Here is a 19,793-nt window from a genome sequence, read left to right as displayed (position 1 = left end):
AGCCACTGGATCGTTCAACTGATCCTTAACTGATCGGCATTACCTCATTGAAGATCGTTTTTTTTCGCACTTATTTAACAACGCAGCCCCGATCAGACTGGCGGAAGTTCGGCCAGAGGCCAGCGCGGGCGCACGGTCACGCCTAAGTCCGGCGTTGCGCCCGTTTTCAGCCGCACCATGCCCGCATAAGCGATCATCGCACCGTTATCGGTACAAAATTCAGGACGCGCATAGAATACTTCGCCGCCACGCCGGGTCATCATTTCGGCTAATTTCGCGCGTAACGTGCGATTCGCACTGACGCCCCCAGCCATGACCAGACGTTTAAAACCAGTCTGGTCCAGCGCACGTTTGCACTTAATAGCCAGCGTATCGACCACGGCATCTTCAAAAGCGCGGGCAATATCGGCGTGCGTTTGGGGATCGCTGTCATTACCGCGGATCGTGTTGGCCGCGAACGTTTTCAGGCCGGAAAAGCTGAAATCCAGCCCCGGACGGTCGGTCATCGGACGCGGGAACGTAAACCGCCCGGCGACACCTTGCGCGGCCATTTTTGACAGCAGCGGCCCTCCCGGATAATCCAGCCCTAATAATTTGGCTGTTTTATCAAACGCTTCGCCTGCTGCATCATCAATAGATTCACCGAGTAAAGTATATTCACCGATGCCGGTCACGCTGATTAACTGCGTATGGCCGCCGGAAACCAGCAAAGCGACAAACGGGAAATCAGGCGGATTATCTTCCAGCATCGGAGCCAGCAAATGGCCTTCCATATGATGAACCGGCACGGCAGGCACATTCCAGGCAAACGCCAGAGAGCGACCGATAGTTGCGCCGACCAGCAACGCACCGACCAGACCGGGACCGGCGGTATACGCCACGCCATCGATATCCTGAGCGGTCAGCCCTGCCTCTTTCAGCGCAGCCTGAATAAGCGGTACTGTTTTACGTACATGGTCACGCGAGGCCAGTTCAGGCACAACACCGCCGTAATCTGCATGCAGTTTTACCTGACTATACAGTTGGTTGGCTAACAGACCGGCTTCGCTGTCATAAACTGCAATTCCGGTTTCATCGCAGGACGTTTCAATACCCAGTACTCGCATCACTCTTTCCATCATGGTTTCAGGCTAACTCGCGGCGCGCAGTTTATCACACAAGCCCCGGCAGGTGCTGCACTGGTGAAGGAATTCCTCACGCTGCGGACAATTAATGTCGAGCAATTTTGATTGATTGGTATATAATCGCCGCCCGACGCAAAAGCGAGCGCACGATGTTGCAGAAGGGTTGCAAGAGGCGCCCGCTTCAATTTGCCGTTGTGCTTTACAAGTCGACGGGAATTGAAGTAAAATTCCGCACCATTTTGAAATGTGCTGGTACAACACCAGCAAACAAACCGATTTTATCGAGGTGAGAGGCACATGCCTGTAATTAAAGTACGTGAAAACGAGCCGTTCGACGTAGCTCTGCGTCGCTTCAAGCGTTCCTGCGAAAAAGCAGGTGTATTGGCAGAAGTTCGTCGTCGTGAATTCTATGAAAAACCGACTACCGAACGTAAACGCGCTAAAGCATCTGCAGTAAAACGCCACGCCAAGAAACTGGCTCGCGAAAACGCACGCCGCACTCGTCTGTATTAATCTTCGGGGCAACCCCAAATCGCGTGATTTGCAATATTAAGAACGCGCAGACTGCGTAGTAGCATACGAAGGCCGTGCTTTCCGAAAGGAATGCGCGGCTTGTTCTCGTTTATAGGCTAGTGAGTAAGGGGCTTATGGCTGGGAGAATTCCGCGCGTATTTATCAATGACTTGCTGGCTCGTATCGATATCGTCGATTTGATCGACGCTCGTGTAAAGCTCAAGAAACAGGGTAAAAACTATCACGCGTGCTGCCCTTTCCACCATGAGAAAACACCCTCATTTACCGTAAATGGCGATAAGCAGTTTTATCACTGTTTCGGCTGTGGAGCCCACGGCAATGCCGTCGATTTCCTGATGAACTATGACAGACTTGAGTTTGTCGAAAGCATTGAGGAACTGGCGACAATGCAGGGTTTGGAAGTGCCGTACGAAGCAGGCACTGGCCCGACTCAGATGGAGCGTCATCAGCGTCAAAGCCTCTACCAGTTGATGGCACCGCTTAGCGAGTTTTATCAGCAATCACTTAAACAATCCGCAGGTGCACTGGCCAGAGACTATCTTGCCCGGCGCGGTTTAAGTGAAGACGTCATCAACCATTTTGCCATTGGTTTCGCCCCGCCGGGCTGGGACAACGTGTTAAAGCGTTTCGGTAAGAATGCCGATGATAAAGCGTCTCTGATCGACGCCGGTATGTTGGTCACCAATGACAACGGACGCAGCTATGATCGTTTTCGCGAACGGGTCATGTTCCCGATCCGCGACAAACGCGGCCGCGTGATTGCATTTGGAGGCAGGGTTTTAGGCAACGATACGCCGAAATACCTGAACTCACCGGAAACCGAGATTTTCCATAAAGGCCGCCAGCTGTATGGCCTGTATGAAGCACAGCTGAAAGCCCCCTCCCCGGCGCGTTTGCTGGTGGTTGAAGGGTATATGGACGTCGTCGCACTGGCGCAGTTCGGCATCGATTATGCCGTTGCGTCGCTGGGAACCTCCACGACAGCGGACCACATTCAGCTGATGTTCCGCAGCACGGATAACATCGTTTGTTGTTATGACGGTGACCGCGCGGGGCGTGAAGCCGCATGGCGCGCACTGGAAACGGCATTGCCGTATCTCAATGATGGCCGTCAATTGCGTTTTATGTTTTTACCCGACGGCGAAGATCCGGACACGCTGGTGCGTAAAGAAGGCAAAGAAGTGTTCGAACAAAGGATGGAGCAGGCGATGCCGCTTTCCACTTTCCTGTTTGATTCGCTGATGCCGCAGGTAGATTTGAGCAGCCCTGACGGCCGGACCAAATTGAGCATGCTGGCATTGCCGCTGATCCGCCAGGTTCCCGGTGAAACGTTACGGATGTATTTGCGTCAGCAGTTAGGGAACAAGCTCGGCATTTTAGATGACAGCCAGTTGGAAAAGCTGATGCCTAAACAGGCAGAAGGTAGCAATGTCTACCAGGCGCCACAGCTAAAACGCACAACCATGCGTATACTTATAGGGTTACTGGTACAAAACCCACAACTGGCTACACTTATACCCTCGCTGCAAGGTTTGGAGCAAGCGAAGCAACCAGGATTGGATCTGTTCAGCGAGTTAGTGACGACTTGCTTAGCCCAGCCGGGGCTGACAACAGGACAATTGCTGGAACTGTATCGTGACAATAAGTTCTACCAGCAGCTTGAAACTCTGGCGACATGGAACCACATGATCGTAGAGGAGATGGTCGAAGAAGAATTTCGTGCCACGCTGGCCAGCCTGTATGACTCTATTTTAGAGCAACGGCTTGAAACCTTGATTGCAAAAGCCAGGACGCATGGCCTGAGTCCGGAGGAACGCACAGAAGTCAGTTCCCTGAACCAGGTACTTGCGAGAAAGTCTTAAAAAATAAGAACATTAGAAGGTTACCCTAAATAATTCGAGTTGCAGGAAGGCGGCAAACGAAAGCGTCCCGATGAGTTTACTCAAGTAGATAATTCGGGCAAATGAGAGCCGCCAACGCATCTGTAGTTTGAAGAATGACGGGTAACACAAAAGACACGGCTTAAGTGCCGATATATAGCGGGGCATGGCCCTGCGCAGAGCCGCCCTGGTGGGCCGCGGCACAATAAACGCCCCTAACGTTATTGTTGGCGATGTTACCCGACCGACACCAACCCAAATACTCTGAAGTGTGGATACCGTCTTATGGAGCAAAACCCGCAGTCACAGCTTAAGCTACTTGTCACCCGTGGTAAGGAGCAAGGCTATCTGACCTATGCTGAGGTCAATGACCATCTGCCGGAAGATATCGTCGATTCCGACCAGATCGAAGACATCATCCAGATGATTAACGACATGGGCATTCAGGTTCTCGAAGAAGCACCTGACGCCGATGATTTGATGCTGGCCGAAAACCGCCCTGATACCGATGAAGACGCTGCAGAAGCGGCGGCGCAGGTACTTTCCAGCGTTGAATCTGAAATTGGCCGTACCACCGACCCCGTGCGTATGTATATGCGCGAGATGGGTACCGTTGAACTTCTGACCCGTGAAGGCGAAATCGACATCGCTAAACGTATCGAAGACGGTATCAATCAGGTCCAGTGCTCCGTTGCTGAATATCCTGAAGCTATCACTTATCTGTTAGAGCAATATGACCGCGTTGAAGCAGGCGAAGTTCGTCTGTCTGATTTGATCACCGGTTTTGTTGACCCTAACGCCGAAGAAGAAATCGCACCAACTGCGACTCACGTGGGTTCTGAGCTGACCACAGAAGAGCAGACTGATGACGACGAAGAAGAAGATGAAGATGACGACGCTGAAGACGACAACAGCATCGACCCGGAACTGGCTCGCCAGAAGTTCACAGAACTGCGTGAACAGCATGAAGCGACGCGTCTGGTCATCAAGAAAAACGGCCGCAGCCACAAGAGCGCAGCAGAAGAAATCCTGAAACTGTCTGACGTGTTCAAACAGTTCCGTCTGGTGCCAAAACAATTCGATTTCCTGGTTAACAGCATGCGTTCCATGATGGATCGCGTACGTACTCAGGAACGCCTGATCATGAAAGTGTGCGTTGAACAGTGCAAAATGCCGAAGAAAAACTTCGTCAATCTGTTCGCCGGTAACGAAACCAGCAATACCTGGTTTGATGCCGCTCTGGCAATGGGTAAACCGTGGTCTGAGAAGCTGAAAGATGTCACCGAAGATGTCCAACGCGGCCTCATGAAACTGCGTCAGATCGAAGAAGAAACTGGCCTGACTATTGAACAGGTTAAAGATATCAACCGTCGCATGTCGATCGGCGAAGCGAAAGCCCGTCGCGCGAAGAAAGAGATGGTTGAAGCAAACTTACGTCTGGTTATTTCTATCGCGAAGAAATACACCAACCGTGGTCTGCAATTCCTCGACCTGATCCAGGAAGGCAACATCGGCCTGATGAAAGCCGTTGATAAGTTTGAATATCGCCGTGGTTATAAGTTCTCAACTTATGCGACCTGGTGGATCCGTCAGGCTATCACCCGCTCTATCGCCGACCAGGCGCGTACCATCCGTATCCCGGTACATATGATTGAGACCATTAACAAACTCAACCGTATTTCCCGTCAGATGCTGCAAGAGATGGGCCGCGAACCTACGCCGGAAGAGCTGGCTGAACGTATGCTGATGCCGGAAGACAAAATCCGTAAAGTGCTGAAAATCGCGAAAGAGCCAATCTCCATGGAAACGCCAATCGGCGACGATGAAGATTCGCATCTGGGTGATTTCATCGAGGATACTACTCTCGAGCTGCCGCTGGATTCTGCAACGTCTGAAAGCCTGCGTTCTGCAACGCATGACGTTCTGGCTGGCCTGACCGCACGTGAAGCGAAAGTTCTGCGTATGCGTTTCGGTATCGACATGAACACTGACCACACGCTGGAAGAAGTGGGCAAACAGTTCGACGTTACCCGTGAACGTATCCGTCAGATCGAAGCGAAAGCGTTGCGTAAACTGCGCCACCCAAGCCGCTCTGAAGTGCTGCGCAGCTTCCTGGACGATTAATCGCCTTCAGGCTGTCAGCCATTAAAAAGCCCCGCCTTTCTCTGGAAATGGCGGGGCTTTTTTGTTCGTATTCATGTAAAAGTCAGGGATTAAGCGACGCATATAACTCACGATACGACTCAACCAGCTCTTCGAGCGTCGCACGATTCAGCCCGCTGGGATTAGGCAAAACCCAGACATCACTCCGGCCAATTTTCAGCGTCTGGCGCCCCCAGTTTACCTTGCTAATGCCAAAGGCTTTACTGAAGGCCTGTTTACCCAGGATCGCTAATGCACGTGGTTGGTAATGAAATATTTTCTCTTTTAACACCTCACCGCCATCGCGCAATTCATCGCGATTCAACTCGCTGGCTTCCACCGTCGGACGCGCCACAAGCGCCGTGATACCGCAGCCAAAATCCTGCAACTGCTGCCACTGCTCCGGCGCTAACTGACACCCTGTGAAACCCGCCTGATGAATCACCTTCCAGAAACGATTGCTACCATTAGCAAAAGGGTAACCCTTATGGGCAGATGAAAGGCCGGGATTAATACCGCAGAACACGACCTGAAGATCCTCCGCGAGGATATCTGTAAGCATAATGTTTTCCTGAGACGTATTTGCTCGAGTTATGGGTAAAAAAGTCTGCGAACACAACATACTAGAACTGTGCACAAAACACGCATACAGACCGAACACATATAGACCTGTAAGCAGAGTTTACCGTATAATCCCGCACCTCGGCCCTTTAGCTCAGTTGGTTAGAGCACGCGACTCATAATCGCTTGGTCGCTGGTTCAAGTCCAGCAAGGGCCACCAAATTTTAGCTTTTAAATCATATAATTAAGCCACTTCGCAAGAAGTGGCTTTTTTGTTCCCATGATTCCCGCCTTAACCAGACCTTTACCCTCGATCTGCCCCTCCCGCGATTGACCGCGCCGCGCCTAAATATAATAATGAGAACCATTAACATTAAAAATTAGGGAATGGATCCAATGAATAGCGCTGGTTTTCGCATTTTTGCAGGGATCGCCGGGCTTTTTTTATCACTAATTTTCACCACTCATGCCTTTGCAGAAGGCTGGCCTCGCGAGATCAAAACCTCTCACGGCATCCTCACATTACAGCAACCTCCGCAGCGAATTGTGTCCACCAGCGTGACGGTCACGGGGACATTACTGGCCATCAACGCGCCGGTAATTGCCAGCGGGGCTTCCGGGCCAAACAGCCGCATTGCCGATCAACAGGGTTTCTTCCGCCAGTGGGGAGATGTCGCGAAAAAACGCGGAGTTGAACGTCTGTACATCGGCGAACCGAATGCAGAAGCCATTGCCGGTCAGGCTCCAGACTTAATTATTATTGCTGCCACCGGCGGCGACTCCGCCCTGAAACTGTATGATCAGCTCTCCGTGATTGCGCCGGTCATGGTGGTCAATTATGACGACAAAAGCTGGCAGGATCTGGCGAAGGAATTAGGTCAGGCAACGGGCAAGGAAGCCGATGCTGCAGCCGTTATTGCCCGATTTGATGCACGCGAAAATGCATTGAAAAAAGCCATGAAACTACCACCACAGCCCGTTTCTGCGCTGGTTTACAGCGCCGATGGCAAAACGGCAAATCTCTGGACCCCCGCCTCGCCGCAGGGACAGTTGCTGCAAGAGTTAGGGTTTACGCTGGCATCGGTGCCTTTAAACATTGCCGCCAGCCTGAGTCAGGGAAAACGTCATGATATCATTCAGCTTTCCGGCGAGAAAATGCCTGACGCGCTGAACGGCCAGACCCTGCTGTTGTTCTCTGCCAGTCAAACCGACGCGGAGCGTCTGCTGAGCAATCCGTTCCTCGCAAAATTGCCCGCCGTAGAAGGTAAGCGCGTTTATGCGATGGGTGATGACACTTTCAGGCTGGATTATTACAGCGCCAGCAATATGCTGACGCAGCTTGAAACCCTGTTCGCCTCCCGCTGATGCCTCGTCTTATGCACCCGGTTTCTGTGCCCCGCGTTTCATCGCCGGGGCAGTTTTCGCGACAAGCCACCGGGTTACTGTTTGCCGTGCTGCTGCTTGTTCTGATGATGGCGCTGAGTCTGTTACTGGGTGCGAAATCTCTTTCATTCAGCACCGTGATTTCAGCACTCAACGGGCACTGCACCGGCGCTGACTGCGTGATCGTGACCGATGCCCGGTTGCCGAGAACGCTGGCCGGTTTGCTGGCGGGAATGGCGCTCGGATTATCGGGCGCGCTGATGCAAACTCTGACCCGCAATCCTCTGGCCGATCCCGGCATTCTTGGCGTTAACGCCGGAGCGGGGTTCGCGGTCGTTCTCGGGATTGCCTTCTTTGGTGCCACCGATGTCAGCGGTTATCTGTGGTTCTCGTTTGCCGGAGCCTTATCAGCGACGCTGCTGGTCGCCATGATTGGCGCACTCGGGCGCGGAAGGCTGGATCCCGTTCGTCTCACGCTGGCAGGCGTTGCGCTGGCGGCCGTTCTGGAAGGGTTCTCGTCGGGAATTTCCCTCCTAAATCCGCAGGTTTACGATCAGTTGCGCTTCTGGCAGGCCGGTTCGCTGGATATCCGCAATATGGCGGTGATCCGAACCGTCACACCGCCGATCCTTTTCGCCGTTTTCCTGAGTTTGCTGATGATCCGTTCCCTGAATAATCTGACGATGGGCAGTGAACTGGCGACCGCGCTGGGCACTAAAATCATCACCACCCAACTGCTGGGATTACTGGCCATCACGCTGTTATGCGGCAGCGCGACGGCGGCCGTCGGCCCTATAGCGTTTGTTGGTCTGATGGTGCCGCATATGGCGCGCTGGATTTGTCGTGCGGATCCCCGCTGGATGTTGCCGTGGACGCTGGTTCTCACGCCGGTGCTGTTGCTGGCGGCGGATATCGCCGGGCGGCTTCTGGTCGCCGGTGAGCTGCGGGTTTCAGTCGTCGTCGCCTTTATCGGCGCGCCGGTGCTCATTTTTCTGGTTCGCCGCCCCGGCGGATTACGCAGAGGTTAGCCATGAGCCAGATCTTATCTGAATTCCGCACACTGAAAAAAAACACGCTAATTTCGCGGCCGTTTCTGACCGCGTTTGCGCTAGTTTTATGCACACTCTTATTGACAATACTTGCGCTGGGCAGCGGCGCGCTGGCGCTGAAACCGGCTCAGGTCGCCAGCGCCCTGCTCGGTGACGGCCCGAAAAACCTGCACATCATTGTGACTCAGTGGCGTCTGCCGCGTGTGGTGATGGCGCTGGTTATCGGCGCTGCACTGGGCGTCAGCGGCGCGATTTTCCAGTCACTTCTGCGTAACCCACTGGGCAGTCCGGACGTCATCGGTTTTAACACCGGTGCCTATAGCGGCGTTTTGCTGGCCATCGTGCTGTTCAACGCCAGCGCAGGTGAAACCCTGATCGGCGCCATGGCCGGAGGCACCGTCAGTGCGCTGCTGGTTTATGTGCTGGCGTGGCGTCAGGGCGTCGAAACCTTCCGGCTGATTATCGTCGGCATCGGCGTGCGTGCGCTGCTGATTGCGGGCAATACCTGGCTGATTATCAACGCCTCGCTGGAATCTGCGCTCACCGCCGGGTTATGGAATGCGGGTTCGCTCAACGGTATTACATGGGAAAAAAGTCTGCCGGTGATCTGCCTGATTGTTGCGGCGCTGTTCCTCGCACGTCTGCTTTCCGCGCGAATGCGTTTGCTGGAAATGGGTGACGATACCGCGTGCGCGCTGGGTGTCCCGGTGGAGCGTTCGCGCCTGCTGCTGATGCTGGCGGGCGTGGCATTAACCGCCGCCGCGACGGCGCTGGCCGGACCCATTTCGTTTATCGCGCTGGTGGCACCGCAGATTTCCCGCCGCCTGTGCGCCAGCCAGCAGCACGCGTTATTTTTTGCCGCGCTGACCGGCGCGCTGCTGCTCCTCGCCGCTGACGTCGCGGCGCAGCGTCTGTTCCTGCCTTATCAGCTGCCCGTCGGCGTGCTCACCGTCAGTCTTGGCGGTATTTATCTGATTGGTTTGCTCATCCGGGAGTCCCGCCGCTCATGAAGTCCGAACATTTTTCACCGCTGTATGCGCAGAACCTGACGCTGGGTTATGACAAAAAAGTCATCGCGCGGGATTTGTCGGTGTCGATCCCGGAAGGGAAACTGACGGTAATTATCGGGCCGAACGCCTGTGGAAAGTCGACGTTATTACGCACGCTGAGCCGCCTGATGCAGCCGCAATCCGGCGCGGTTTTTCTCGACGGAAAACGGATTGGCGATTACGGCACAAAAGACGTGGCGAAACGGCTGGGCTTATTACCGCAAAGTTCAACCGCGCCGGGCGATATCACGGTCGCCGATCTGGTCGGTCGCGGGCGCTATCCGCACCAGAATCTCTTCAGCCGCTGGAACGCACACGACACGCAAGCTGTCGATGACGCGATGCGGGCTACCGGCGTTGATGAACTGGCGGAAAGCACGGTGAATTCGCTGTCCGGCGGGCAGCGACAGCGGGTGTGGATAGCGATGGTGCTGGCGCAGCAAACGCCGCTGCTGCTTTTGGACGAGCCGACGACCTGGCTGGATATCGCTCATCAGATTGATTTAATGGAGTTAATGTGTCGTCTGAATCAGGAAAATGGCCGGACGCTGGTCGTCGTGCTGCACGATCTGAATCAGGCCTGCCGCTACGCCGGGCATCTTATCGCCATGCGCGACGGAAAAATCCTCGCGGAAGGCGCGCCTGCCGATATCGTCACGCCGGAACTGATTGAGCAGGTTTTCGGATTGCGTTGCTCAATCATCGACTGTCCGGTATCACATACGCCGTTAATTATTCCGCTCGGCAATTTAGCCGTTTGACGGAGGATCCCCGGCGGCCCACGGCGTCTCATCCCACAGACTGCACAGGCCGTCGAGCAAACCGCCGCGCCACCACAGCGCGTCGTGTCCGCCTTCCAGCACGCGGTAACGCACCTGATTGGGGGTCGGTTTCAGCAGCGCCTCCATCTGATTATTTACCTCATAAATCAGCTTTTCGTTTCTGCCGGCTTCCATAAAGATTTTCAAATGGCTGCTTTCCCCCAGACCTTTTTCAACCTGCGACAGGATGCTTTCCGCTTCTTGCTGATCATCACTGGCTTGCTGACGGTTACGCCGCGGCCACCAGAAAGACCCCGACTGACTGAGCACGCACCCGAAACGTTCAGGCCAGTGCAAACCGGCGTACAGCGACGACAGGCCACCAAAACTCTGCCCCGCGACCACCGTTTTTTGCGCGTTATCGCTGTGCGCTGCCAGGTTTTTCACCTGCGGCAATAACTCGTCCTGCACCGCCAGCCAGAACTCAGGATTACAGGTCAGCTCGCGGCTGCGACTTTGAATATCAATGACATCAATCAGAACGTAGACCGCTTCGGGCAGCGCCCCTTCGCGCGTGAGCTGCATCAGTGGCTGCCAGACAGGCATCTGTTTCGCCCAAAACTGGCCGTCGAGCAGGATTGCCAGCGGGCGCGAGGCAGGCTCCAGACCTTCGCCGGTGGTAAACACCCAGACGTTTCGCATATTCCCCAGACGCGCACTTTTCCAGCGAAACGTTTGCAGCAACGCCGGGGCTTGCGGTGCTTTCGGGCCATGAAGGTCAAACTCTGCCCAGGCGGGCTGGGGCAACGCTCCCGGCATATGCAGGCCGGACAACGCATGGGATTTTGCACCGGGCCACGGGCGATGCGGGTTCAGCGGATCGTGCGTCGCGAGGCGGAACAGGTTTTTCCACCATTCGCGTGCAGCAAGCATGCTTTGATAATCATCGTTATTTTTCGGAAATTCAGCGCCGGCTTCGGTACGCGGGATCAGGCTGTAACTCCCGCGCCAGTCCGCACGCAATTCGGTCTGCCAGTACCAGACATCCGTTCCGGCCAGCCGCTGTAAACTCTGCGGCGGCGACGACTGATGGTGATCGGTAATCCCGTTGATATTGATCCAAACCCGCTGAGTCTCCGACGTCATTTCGTCGCCCTGCGGATCCCGCCAGAAAAAAGTCACACCGCAAAAACCGTCACGCAAAGGTTCTGTCCACGGCGTTCCCCGCGAGGCAATTTCATGCCACCACGCAGCACTTCCCGCCTGAGGGCTCAATAACATGGCCTGCGCCGTGCACTTTTCCGGATGCTGAGATTTCATCATTTTTACGCTTTACAGCCTTTTGGCAGACAAGAAAAGACATTCCCGGCATGACCGCTTTACGCTTTTCATACAGATCAAGAATGGTAATCGCATTGATAATTATTTTCATTTGCAATAATGTGTTACAGCCCGTAACGCGGGTCAATAAAAACTACACATACAACAGGCCATCCTCCTGTTCAATCTCGATATTTTCAGGAAGGGATGGAATTTCAGGGCAGAATTCGACATGAAAAACAGGCTACCACATTATTCTCTGGCAACCTTAATCGGGCTGGGATCAGCGCTTACCTTGCCAGCCAGCGCAGCAGAAACTACCGCAACAAACGCAACAGAACCGGGAACAACGGCTGCAGAAACGCCGAAAAAAACCGAAGAGACACTGGTCGTCACCGCTGCACAGCAAAACCTTCAGGCACCGGGCGTTTCCACCATCACTGCCGATGAAATCCAAAAACGTCCCCCGGCACGCGACATCAACGAACTGATCCGCACCATGCCTGGCGTAAACCTTACCGGTAACTCCACCAGCGGACAGCGCGGCAACAACCGTCAGATTGATATCCGCGGGATGGGTCCGGAAAACACCCTGACGCTGATCGACGGTTTACCGGTTAACAGCCGCAACTCCGTGCGTCAGGGCTGGCGCGGCGAGCGTGATACCCGCGGCGATACCAGCTGGGTTCCGCCCGATATGATTGACCGTATCGAAGTGATCCGTGGCCCGGCAGCAGCGCGGTATGGCAATGGCGCGGCGGGCGGCGTGGTGAACATCATCACCAAAAAAGATACCCAGGAGTGGCACGGTTCATGGAATACCTACATGAACGCGCCGCAGCATAAAGAAGAAGGCTCCACGAAACGCACCGATTTCAGCCTGTCCGGCCCGCTCAGCGATCAGTTCAGTTTCCGTCTGTTTGGCGGGTACAGCAAAACGCAGGCTGATTCGCAATATATCAACGACGGCCATCAGTCCGAACGTACCGGCACCTATGCCGACACCGTTCCGGCCGGTCGCGAAGGCGTTATCAACAAAAATATCGACGCCATGCTGCACTGGGATTTCGCCCGCATGCAGTCACTGGAGTTTGAAGTATCCAACAGCCGTCAGGGCAACCTGTACGCCGGTGACACGCAAAACACCAATACCAGCACGCTGGTTAAAAGCATGTACGGCAAAGAGACCAACCGCATATACCGCCAGTCCTACGCCCTGACGTACAAAGGCGCGTGGGACAACGGCGTTTCGACGACCAATTATGTGCAGTACGAAAAAACCCGTAACTCACGCATGGATGAAGGTCTGGCTGGCGGCACCGAGGGGATTTTCTCTGACGATAGCTTCAACACTATCGAGCTGGGCGACATTCTCGCGCACAGCGAAGTCAGTATTCCGTTTGATTTAGGCGTGCCGCAAACCGCCACGTTCGGTACCGAATGGAACCAGCAGAAGATGAAAGACCCGTCTTCCAACATTCAGTCCATGCTCGGCGGCGCCATTGACGGTATCGACAGCACGGGTCGCAGCCCGTATTCGCAGGCGGAGATCTTCTCGCTGTTTGCTGAAGACAACATTGAGCTGACCGACAGCACAATGCTGGTGCCGGGCCTGCGTTTTGATCATCACTCGATTGTCGGCAATAACTGGAGTCCGTCCCTGAATCTGTCTCAGGAACTGGGTGATGACTTCACGCTGAAAATGGGGATCGCGCGCGCCTACAAAGCGCCGAGCCTCTATCAGACCAACCCGAACTACGTGCTCTACAGTAAAGGTCAGGGCTGCGCGGCCAGCGGCGGTGGCTGTTATCTGGTGGGGAATAAAGATCTCGATGCAGAAACCAGCATCAACAAAGAGATCGGTCTGGAGTTCCACCGCAACGGTTATCAGGCGGGTGTGACGTACTTCCGTAACGATTATCGCAATAAAATCGAGGCGGGTTATCTGCCAACCGGCACATCAACGACGGGCACCACTGACGTTTATAAATGGCAAAACATCCCTAAAGCCGTGGTTCAGGGGCTGGAAGGCACGCTGAATATTCCGGTCAGCAGCACCATTTCCTGGAATAACAACGGTACCTACATAATTGAAAGTAAAAACAAAGAGACCGGCGATTATCTGTCGATCATCCCTGAATTTACGATCAACTCCACGCTGAGCTGGCAGGCAACGGAAGATTTTTCCGTGCAGTCCACCCTGACCTGGTATGGCCGTCAGAAGCCGAAGAAATACAACTACAAGGGTGAAGCTGTAACCGGAAGTGAGAAGAATGAAGTCAGCCCGTATTCTGTGGTTGGCCTGAGCGGCACCTACGTTGCGACAAAAAATGTCAGCGTAACCGCCGGTATTGATAACGTGTTCGACAAACGTCAGTTCCGCGCGGGTAATGCCCAGACCGTGGGTAACGCCACCACCAACGCCTATATGTATGGCGCAGGTGCAGCGACCTATAACGAACCGGGACGGACTTTCTACATGAGTCTGAACACGCACTTCTAAGCCTTCGCGACCTGTAAAAAAGCCACCTGAAAAGGTGGCTATCTTGTTGGTGTGACAGCTATTTTTTACAGCACGCCTTGCGCCTGCATGGCATCCGCGACTTTCACGAAACCGGCAATATTGGCGCCTCGCACATACTGCGTCTGTTTGCCTTCACCGCCGTACTCCACGCACGACTGATGAATATCGAGCATGATGTGGCGTAAGCGTGCATCCACTTCTTCGGCTTTCCAGCTCAGACGCGCGGCGTTCTGCGCCATCTCCAGCCCGGACGTCGCCACACCACCGGCATTGGCCGCTTTGCCCGGCGCGAACAATACGCCCGCCTCAACGAACAGGTCGGTGGCCTCGATGGTCGTCGGCATATTCGCGCCTTCTGCCACGGCTTTCACGCCGTTGGCGATCAGCACGCGGGCGGATTCTACGTCCAGCTCATTTTGCGTGGCGCACGGCAGCGCGATGTCCACCGGTACGTTCCACGGCTGCTGGCCTTCAAGGTATGACAGCCCCATTTTTTGCGCATAGTCAGACACGCGGCCATCGCGGCTGGCTTTGATTTCCGTCAGCAGCGCCAGTTTTTCCGGCGTAAAACCGGCTTCATCGACCACCGTGCCGTTTGAATCCGACGCCGTAATCACGCGCGCGCCCAGCGACATGGCTTTTTCTATTGCGTATTGCGCCACGTTACCCGAGCCGGACACCGCCACGCGCATGCCTTCGAAATCCAGCCCATGACGGCGCAGCATGGATTGCGTGAAGTAAATCAGACCATAACCGGTGGCTTCCGGGCGGATCAGGCTGCCGCCAAATGACAGACCTTTGCCGGTGAAAACGCTCGCCGTGTTGTTGGAGAGTTTTTTCATCATCCCCGCCATATAACCGACTTCACGCCCGCCGACGCCGATGTCACCCGCAGGAACGTCAGTGTCCGGCCCCAGATGACGGTAAAGTTCCAGCATCAGTGCCTGGCAGAAACGCATGATTTCGCCTTCGCTTTTGCCTTTAGGATTGAAATCACTGCCGCCCTTCCCGCCGCCCATTGGCAGCGTGGTGAGCGCGTTTTTAAACGTCTGTTCAAAACCGAGGAATTTCAGAATCGACAAATTGACCGACGGATGGAAACGCATGCCGCCTTTATACGGGCCGATGGCAGAGCTGAACTGCACGCGCCAGCCGCGGTTTACCTGCACCTGATTTTTGTCATCAACCCACGCAATGCGGAACTGAATCACGCGTTCCGGCTCAACCAGACGCTCTAACAGAGAAGCACGGCGGTATTGCGGGTTTTGTTCGAGGAACGGCCAGAGCGTGGTCATGACTTCACGAACGGCCTGAGAAAATTCGACCTGATGCGGGTCGCGTTGCTGGACTGAGGATAAGAACTGTTCGAGGGATTGAATTTGATCCATGAGGGTAAAACTCCGTTTCGTAAGGGATGTTGTCTTTGTTATTTGCTGCTTAATTATTTACTGCTTATTTTTTGACTATGCATCGACTTACGAACGGACATCAAGCAATTTTTCGCCCTTTTTATTGGGTAAAAATCACCAAAAATCCCCTCAGGATTTGCGACCTTCCAGTTTGAGCAACAGCGCTTTATTGTCCAGCCCGCCAGCAAAACCGGTTAACTTACCGGATGTTCCGATTACACGGTGACAAGGTGCAACGATGGAAATCGGGTTGCGGCCATTGGCGGCACCCACGGCGCGGACGGCTTTCGGGCGGCCAATACGCCGGGCGATATCGCCGTAGCTTCGCGTTTCACCAAACGGGATTTCCAGCAGGGCAGCCCAGACTTCTTTCTGAAACTCGGTGCCGGTGAAATCGAGATCCAGCTCAAAGCGCGTGCGTTTGCCCGCAAAATATTCATTCAGCTGTTGTTCGGTTTTCAGCAAGATGGGAAACGTCGGGTCTTCCACCATTTCGCCCAGTTTCACCCGACCATCGATTTCGCATTCCCACAAAATAGCTGTCAGCTTGTCACCTTTTGCCGCCAGGGTGAGTAATCCGACCGGTGAATCTATCCGCTTAAATCTGTAGTCCATTTGTACTTTCCTCAGCCTGTTATGCGCAGAACACTTTACCGGAAAGGCGTGAAGCAGACCAAGAGGCAAAACAGGGATTTGCGGGACATCTTCCAGAGAATCTTCGAAAAATGAAAGCGTTACATAGTTGAATGTAACGCTTCAGGGGTAGGAATATTAGCGGAGAGAAAAGCGGTTATTTCAGGCCCATCTGTGCGCGCAGCTCGGCTTTTGCGGCCTCAAATTCAGCTTTGAACTCAGGCTCTTCAGAAATTCTCTGCGCAATCAGCGCCGCACCGGTACGGCTCATCACGGTATCAGAACGGTAATGGAAACCCGCCACCAGGCGATTTTCGGCATAACCGGCGGCGCGGGTGAACAGCGCATTACGTTTTTCCGGCACCATTTCGCCCAGCACCGTCGCCATCAGGTAACCGATAGTGGAATGCCCGGAAGGCCATGAACCAGATTTGGATTTTTTCAGCAACGGATGAATCTGCTCATCCAGCATGTACGGGCGCGGGCGGTTAAACGCTTTCTTGGCGTGATCATCCACCACGTCTTCTGTCGCGACGACGCGCTCAAACAACGCGGCGGTTTTTGGCAGTTTTTCCGCCGTAAAATCAGGGCCCATCACATCGGCATAACGCCAGACGTTTTCTTCGGCATCGGCAATCGCCGCTTTTTCCTGTTCCGGCGTTCGGGTCGCCTGAATCTCCAGCAATTCTTTCAGTTCGGCTTTGGTCTGAGCGGAATCATCGGCCGGTGGTGCAGGCAAATATTTGGTCAGATCAAGCTGTTCGGAAGTGATGAAGGGTTTGGCTTCGTCAGCGGCCTGAACAACAAACGTCGAACCCAAAGTGAAAAGCAGTAAAGCGACAAGTGACTTACGCACGGTGAAACTCCTGATATTTTTTGAATATCAGGAGAATAGAGAAGGAATATGACGGATAAATGACAACAAAATTCCTTAAATACGACGGCACGGATTTACGCCCTTTCCTCGCGGGAAAAGGCGTAAAAGGTGCTTACCGTTTCACGCTTTCGATAAAGGTTTTACGGGCGGTTTTCGAGCCCAGACGTTCGGCTTCATCCAGTAGTTTCAGGGCCTTATCAACGTCACCGGCTTTCACGGCTTTCTTAATCGCGTCGTTGAAGTAGCTTTCAGAATCGCTGAGCATCGGCTCGTTTGGCTTCGCAGGCGTTGCAGCGGGCGCGGCGGCAGGCTGGGTATTGCCGACCACCACTGGCGTTGCCGCGGCCGGGGCGGAAGACGGGAAGATCTGACCAATCATCACGTTACCGGTTCGCTGTTCGGCGGTCACTTTAATGCTCAGCGTGCCGGTCGGGGTATGACGCGCAATCGGATCCGGGATATCTGGCACGGCGTTACCCACGCCCGCCGCAAAGGCTTTCGCCGGATTGGTCATCTGCGTGGTGCCTGCCAGATCCTGACGCGTGGTGTACACCAGCAGATAAATTTGTTTCTGACCCAGCGCTGGCGTCAGTTTTAATGTGCCTTCCAGACGATCGCTGGAGACGATCCCCGGCTTCTGGTACGGGAAATAACTGGAAGGATAAAACGCCGCCGGACGCATCTGCTCATCGAGCACTAAGACGTTCGGCGCATAAAGGGTTTTGCCGGTGGCAATACTGGTCAGCGTGATTTCAAGCGAACCGCGATCGGCAGGCAGCGCAAACGCGCCCACCGCGCCCTGAATTTCACCCTGATTAATCTGTACGCTGGAGGTTCCGAGCGTCACATCCTGCGTCACTGGCGGAACCAGCGGCGTCCATGAAAGGTTGCGTAAGGTCTGGCTGGAAATCGCCGGTGCCGTATTGGCATCATTTTGTGCAGCGTGCCCGACCGCAGGGGCAGCCGCCATCAGACTCAGCGACAGACACAGTGACAGCAGATTTTTTTTCATTATTGTTTCCTTTGAAATCACCCTGAAGCTGGCGGTCATCACCGATAATCCGCCAGCCAGCACATCTTCTTTACTGCTTTTGTTTATGCAATGAGGAGCCGAACCTCTAAATCATTCGTGTCACAGGAAGGCGGCAAGCCTCCAAGTCCCCGGGAGCGTAGACAACTACGTGACCGGGGCGAGGAAGCGCAGCCAACGCACCAGTGGCATGAAGGATGACGAGGTTTACCACCAGATTTCCATCTGCGCACCGAAAGTCACTTCATCGTCGTTGCCGCGGCTGAAGGTTCTTGTGCTGGTGTCATTCATCGCTAAGCCATTGCTTGAGCCGCTGTCAGTGTCATAGCCCCATTTTTCATCCCAGTTCGCGTAGGTGGCGAAGACACGGATGGCCGGACGTGACCAGATGCTGTCGCCTGCCTGCCACTGTTGCGCCAGGGTAACTTTGTACTGACCGTTTTTCTCGCTGGTGCGCTGAGATTTCACGTTGTCGTAACCGACTTCCAGCAAGGTACTCATGATTGGCGTCCATTTGTACATCGGGCGCACACCCACGGTGTACCAGGTCGTGCCGTTGTTGTTGTCGCGGTCAACGTCCTGATACATCGCCACATACATCAGGCTCCAGGTATCGTTGAAGTCGATGGCACCGTGGTCGAGAACGCGGATCATGCTGCCGTTGTTGTCGATGGCGGCACCGTTGGAATGGCCGTTTGCTGCGCCCTGGCCCGGATCGGTCATGGAATCAGACGCGTATTGCAGGACAAATTTGTTGTAGCCGTTGTAAATGCTTTGCGTGTGTTCAGCCGTTAACAGGAAGCCGTCTTTAGTCGCATTATCAGCGAAAGAATAACCGTCACGCGCATTGGCGCGACCGTAATCCACACCCAGTTCCAGCACACCGCCTGGGTTAGTTTGCAGACCAGCCAGACGAACGTCGAACACGTCGTTGGACGTTGGCACTTCATTACGCTGGTCAGCGATGTAACCGTAAGAGCCCCCGCTTTCGGTGTTACGGGTCGCGGCCAGAGACAATTTACCGAAGCCCAGGTCGACATCTTCCAGACCGGCACCCGGACCTGAAATATCCCAGTAATAGAAGTCGATCATGTGGACGTCATGACGTTGGTAGAAACGCTTACCGGCCCAGATAGTGGAGCCCGGCAGCCATTCGATCAGGTTCTTACCCTTCACGTTTGCTTCGCGGAAAGCCGGATCGGTTGACTCCCAGTCGTTCTGTTGGGATACGGAATACGCCACGTTGGTGTCGAAGTAGAAGCTTTTATCCCCTTCTTTCCAGACTTCCTGACCCAGTTTTAACTCTGCGTACGTCTCACATTCGTTACCGAGACGGTATTTGCTGTCTGCGCCTGTCGCTTTGAAACACTGTTGCTCGCCACCGCTTCCGGTCCAGCCGATACCCGAACGGGCGTAACCCGTAAAATCAACGGCCATTGCTTGTGTAGAAAGGATGCCAGCAGCCACTGCCAGCGCCAGGGAAGAACTACGCATTGTAATCATCATTTTCTCCTGTA

16 protein-coding genes and 1 tRNA gene are annotated in these 19,793 nt (G+C 54.4%); 9 read left to right on the top strand and 8 right to left on the bottom strand.

Going from position 1 to position 19,793, the window contains the following annotated elements:
* Positions 1-92: 92 nt before the first annotated feature.
* Positions 93-1,106 (bottom strand): tRNA (adenosine(37)-N6)-threonylcarbamoyltransferase complex transferase subunit TsaD, encoded by a 1,014-nt coding sequence (gene tsaD / locus ACM5QY_RS07545; RefSeq protein ID WP_416119979.1) that lies wholly within the window; start codon positions 1,104-1,106, stop codon positions 93-95.
* 315 nt (positions 1,107-1,421) lie between these two features.
* Here tsaD and rpsU point away from each other — a divergent pair, with 315 nt between their 5' ends.
* The 3 genes from rpsU (at position 1,422) to rpoD (ending at position 5,662) form a co-directional block, all read left to right on the top strand.
* Positions 1,422-1,637 (top strand): 30S ribosomal protein S21, encoded by a 216-nt coding sequence (gene rpsU / locus ACM5QY_RS07540; protein ID WP_001144069.1) that lies wholly within the window; start codon positions 1,422-1,424, stop codon positions 1,635-1,637.
* Between the two features lie 134 nt (positions 1,638-1,771).
* A complete protein-coding gene (gene dnaG, locus ACM5QY_RS07535) occupies positions 1,772-3,520 on the top strand; it encodes a DNA primase (protein ID WP_416119977.1) in 1,749 nt (582 codons plus the stop codon).
* Positions 3,521-3,823: 303 nt separating this feature from the next.
* Positions 3,824-5,662 (top strand): RNA polymerase sigma factor RpoD, encoded by a 1,839-nt coding sequence (rpoD, locus tag ACM5QY_RS07530; protein ID WP_416119975.1) that lies wholly within the window; start codon positions 3,824-3,826, stop codon positions 5,660-5,662.
* Positions 5,663-5,744: 82 nt separating this feature from the next.
* On the opposite strand, the gene mug is transcribed toward rpoD, so the two are convergent.
* Positions 5,745-6,242, bottom strand: coding sequence for a G/U mismatch-specific DNA glycosylase (mug, locus tag ACM5QY_RS07525; RefSeq protein ID WP_416119974.1), 498 nt, complete (start codon positions 6,240-6,242; stop codon positions 5,745-5,747).
* 142 nt (positions 6,243-6,384) lie between these two features.
* Between mug and ACM5QY_RS07520 the strand changes: the two genes are divergently transcribed.
* The 5 genes from ACM5QY_RS07520 (at position 6,385) to ACM5QY_RS07500 (ending at position 10,483) form a co-directional block, all read left to right on the top strand.
* Positions 6,385-6,461, top strand: a tRNA-Ile gene (locus tag ACM5QY_RS07520).
* Positions 6,462-6,637: 176 nt separating this feature from the next.
* Entirely contained in the window at positions 6,638-7,606 is a 969-nt protein-coding gene (gene fepB, locus ACM5QY_RS07515) for a Fe2+-enterobactin ABC transporter substrate-binding protein (protein WP_416119972.1), read from the top strand.
* A gap of 11 nt (positions 7,607-7,617) precedes the next feature.
* Positions 7,618-8,652 carry a Fe(3+)-siderophore ABC transporter permease gene (fepD, locus tag ACM5QY_RS07510; protein ID WP_416119970.1) on the top strand — a complete coding sequence of 345 codons (1,035 nt, stop codon included), beginning with the start codon at positions 7,618-7,620 and terminating at the stop codon, positions 8,650-8,652.
* Positions 8,653-8,654: 2 nt separating this feature from the next.
* Positions 8,655-9,683: an iron-enterobactin ABC transporter permease gene (gene fepG, locus ACM5QY_RS07505; protein WP_416119968.1), complete on the top strand. Its 1,029-nt coding sequence runs from the start codon at positions 8,655-8,657 to the stop codon at positions 9,681-9,683.
* A complete protein-coding gene (locus tag ACM5QY_RS07500; protein ID WP_416119967.1) occupies positions 9,680-10,483 on the top strand; it encodes an ATP-binding cassette domain-containing protein in 804 nt (267 codons plus the stop codon). Before fepG ends, ACM5QY_RS07500 begins: the two co-directional genes overlap by 4 nt.
* Here ACM5QY_RS07500 and fes read toward each other — a convergent pair.
* A complete protein-coding gene (fes, locus tag ACM5QY_RS07495) occupies positions 10,472-11,806 on the bottom strand; it encodes an enterochelin esterase (protein WP_416119966.1) in 1,335 nt (444 codons plus the stop codon). The two genes, ACM5QY_RS07500 and fes, sit on opposite strands and share 12 nt — an antisense overlap.
* Positions 11,807-12,035: 229 nt before the next feature.
* Between fes and ACM5QY_RS07490 the strand changes: the two genes are divergently transcribed.
* Positions 12,036-14,306 (top strand): TonB-dependent siderophore receptor, encoded by a 2,271-nt coding sequence (locus ACM5QY_RS07490; RefSeq protein ID WP_416119965.1) that lies wholly within the window; start codon positions 12,036-12,038, stop codon positions 14,304-14,306.
* Positions 14,307-14,371: 65 nt separating this feature from the next.
* On the opposite strand, the gene gdhA is transcribed toward ACM5QY_RS07490, so the two are convergent.
* From gdhA to ACM5QY_RS07465, 5 genes are all read right to left on the bottom strand, one after another.
* A complete protein-coding gene (gene gdhA / locus ACM5QY_RS07485) occupies positions 14,372-15,715 on the bottom strand; it encodes an NADP-specific glutamate dehydrogenase (protein WP_416119964.1) in 1,344 nt (447 codons plus the stop codon).
* A 150-nt stretch (positions 15,716-15,865) separates the two neighbouring features.
* On the bottom strand, positions 15,866-16,351 hold the full coding sequence (locus tag ACM5QY_RS07480; protein ID WP_416119963.1) for a methylated-DNA--[protein]-cysteine S-methyltransferase: 486 nt from the start codon (positions 16,349-16,351) through the stop codon (positions 15,866-15,868).
* 175 nt (positions 16,352-16,526) lie between these two features.
* Positions 16,527-17,225 (bottom strand): acid phosphatase, encoded by a 699-nt coding sequence (locus ACM5QY_RS07475; protein ID WP_416119961.1) that lies wholly within the window; start codon positions 17,223-17,225, stop codon positions 16,527-16,529.
* 133 nt (positions 17,226-17,358) lie between these two features.
* On the bottom strand, positions 17,359-18,258 hold the full coding sequence (malM, locus tag ACM5QY_RS07470) for a maltose operon protein MalM (RefSeq protein WP_416119960.1): 900 nt from the start codon (positions 18,256-18,258) through the stop codon (positions 17,359-17,361).
* Between the two features lie 225 nt (positions 18,259-18,483).
* Positions 18,484-19,782, bottom strand: coding sequence for a maltoporin (locus tag ACM5QY_RS07465; RefSeq protein ID WP_416119959.1), 1,299 nt, complete (start codon positions 19,780-19,782; stop codon positions 18,484-18,486).
* Positions 19,783-19,793 lie beyond the last annotated feature (11 nt).

The organism is Rahnella sp. PCH160, assembly GCF_047784855.1.
GTDB lineage: Bacteria > Pseudomonadota > Gammaproteobacteria > Enterobacterales > Enterobacteriaceae > Rahnella.
Note: the sequence above shows the minus strand (reverse complement) of the source record. Positions and strands in the feature narration are given on the sequence as shown.

Coding starts and splice junctions, on each gene's coding strand:
- fes (WP_416119966.1), bottom strand. CDS start 11,806: ATGATGAAATCTCAGCATCCGGAAAAGTGCACGGCGCAGGCCATGTTA.
- ACM5QY_RS07465 (WP_416119959.1), bottom strand. CDS start 19,782: ATGATGATTACAATGCGTAGTTCTTCCCTGGCGCTGGCAGTGGCTGCT.
- dnaG (WP_416119977.1), top strand. CDS start 1,772: ATGGCTGGGAGAATTCCGCGCGTATTTATCAATGACTTGCTGGCTCGT.
- ACM5QY_RS07480 (WP_416119963.1), bottom strand. CDS start 16,351: ATGGACTACAGATTTAAGCGGATAGATTCACCGGTCGGATTACTCACC.
- malM (WP_416119960.1), bottom strand. CDS start 18,258: ATGAAAAAAAATCTGCTGTCACTGTGTCTGTCGCTGAGTCTGATGGCG.
- mug (WP_416119974.1), bottom strand. CDS start 6,242: ATGCTTACAGATATCCTCGCGGAGGATCTTCAGGTCGTGTTCTGCGGT.
- fepG (WP_416119968.1), top strand. CDS start 8,655: ATGAGCCAGATCTTATCTGAATTCCGCACACTGAAAAAAAACACGCTA.
- rpsU (WP_001144069.1), top strand. CDS start 1,422: ATGCCTGTAATTAAAGTACGTGAAAACGAGCCGTTCGACGTAGCTCTG.
- fepB (WP_416119972.1), top strand. CDS start 6,638: ATGAATAGCGCTGGTTTTCGCATTTTTGCAGGGATCGCCGGGCTTTTT.
- ACM5QY_RS07490 (WP_416119965.1), top strand. CDS start 12,036: ATGAAAAACAGGCTACCACATTATTCTCTGGCAACCTTAATCGGGCTG.
- tsaD (WP_416119979.1), bottom strand. CDS start 1,106: ATGCGAGTACTGGGTATTGAAACGTCCTGCGATGAAACCGGAATTGCA.
- fepD (WP_416119970.1), top strand. CDS start 7,618: ATGCACCCGGTTTCTGTGCCCCGCGTTTCATCGCCGGGGCAGTTTTCG.
- ACM5QY_RS07500 (WP_416119967.1), top strand. CDS start 9,680: ATGAAGTCCGAACATTTTTCACCGCTGTATGCGCAGAACCTGACGCTG.
- rpoD (WP_416119975.1), top strand. CDS start 3,824: ATGGAGCAAAACCCGCAGTCACAGCTTAAGCTACTTGTCACCCGTGGT.
- gdhA (WP_416119964.1), bottom strand. CDS start 15,715: ATGGATCAAATTCAATCCCTCGAACAGTTCTTATCCTCAGTCCAGCAA.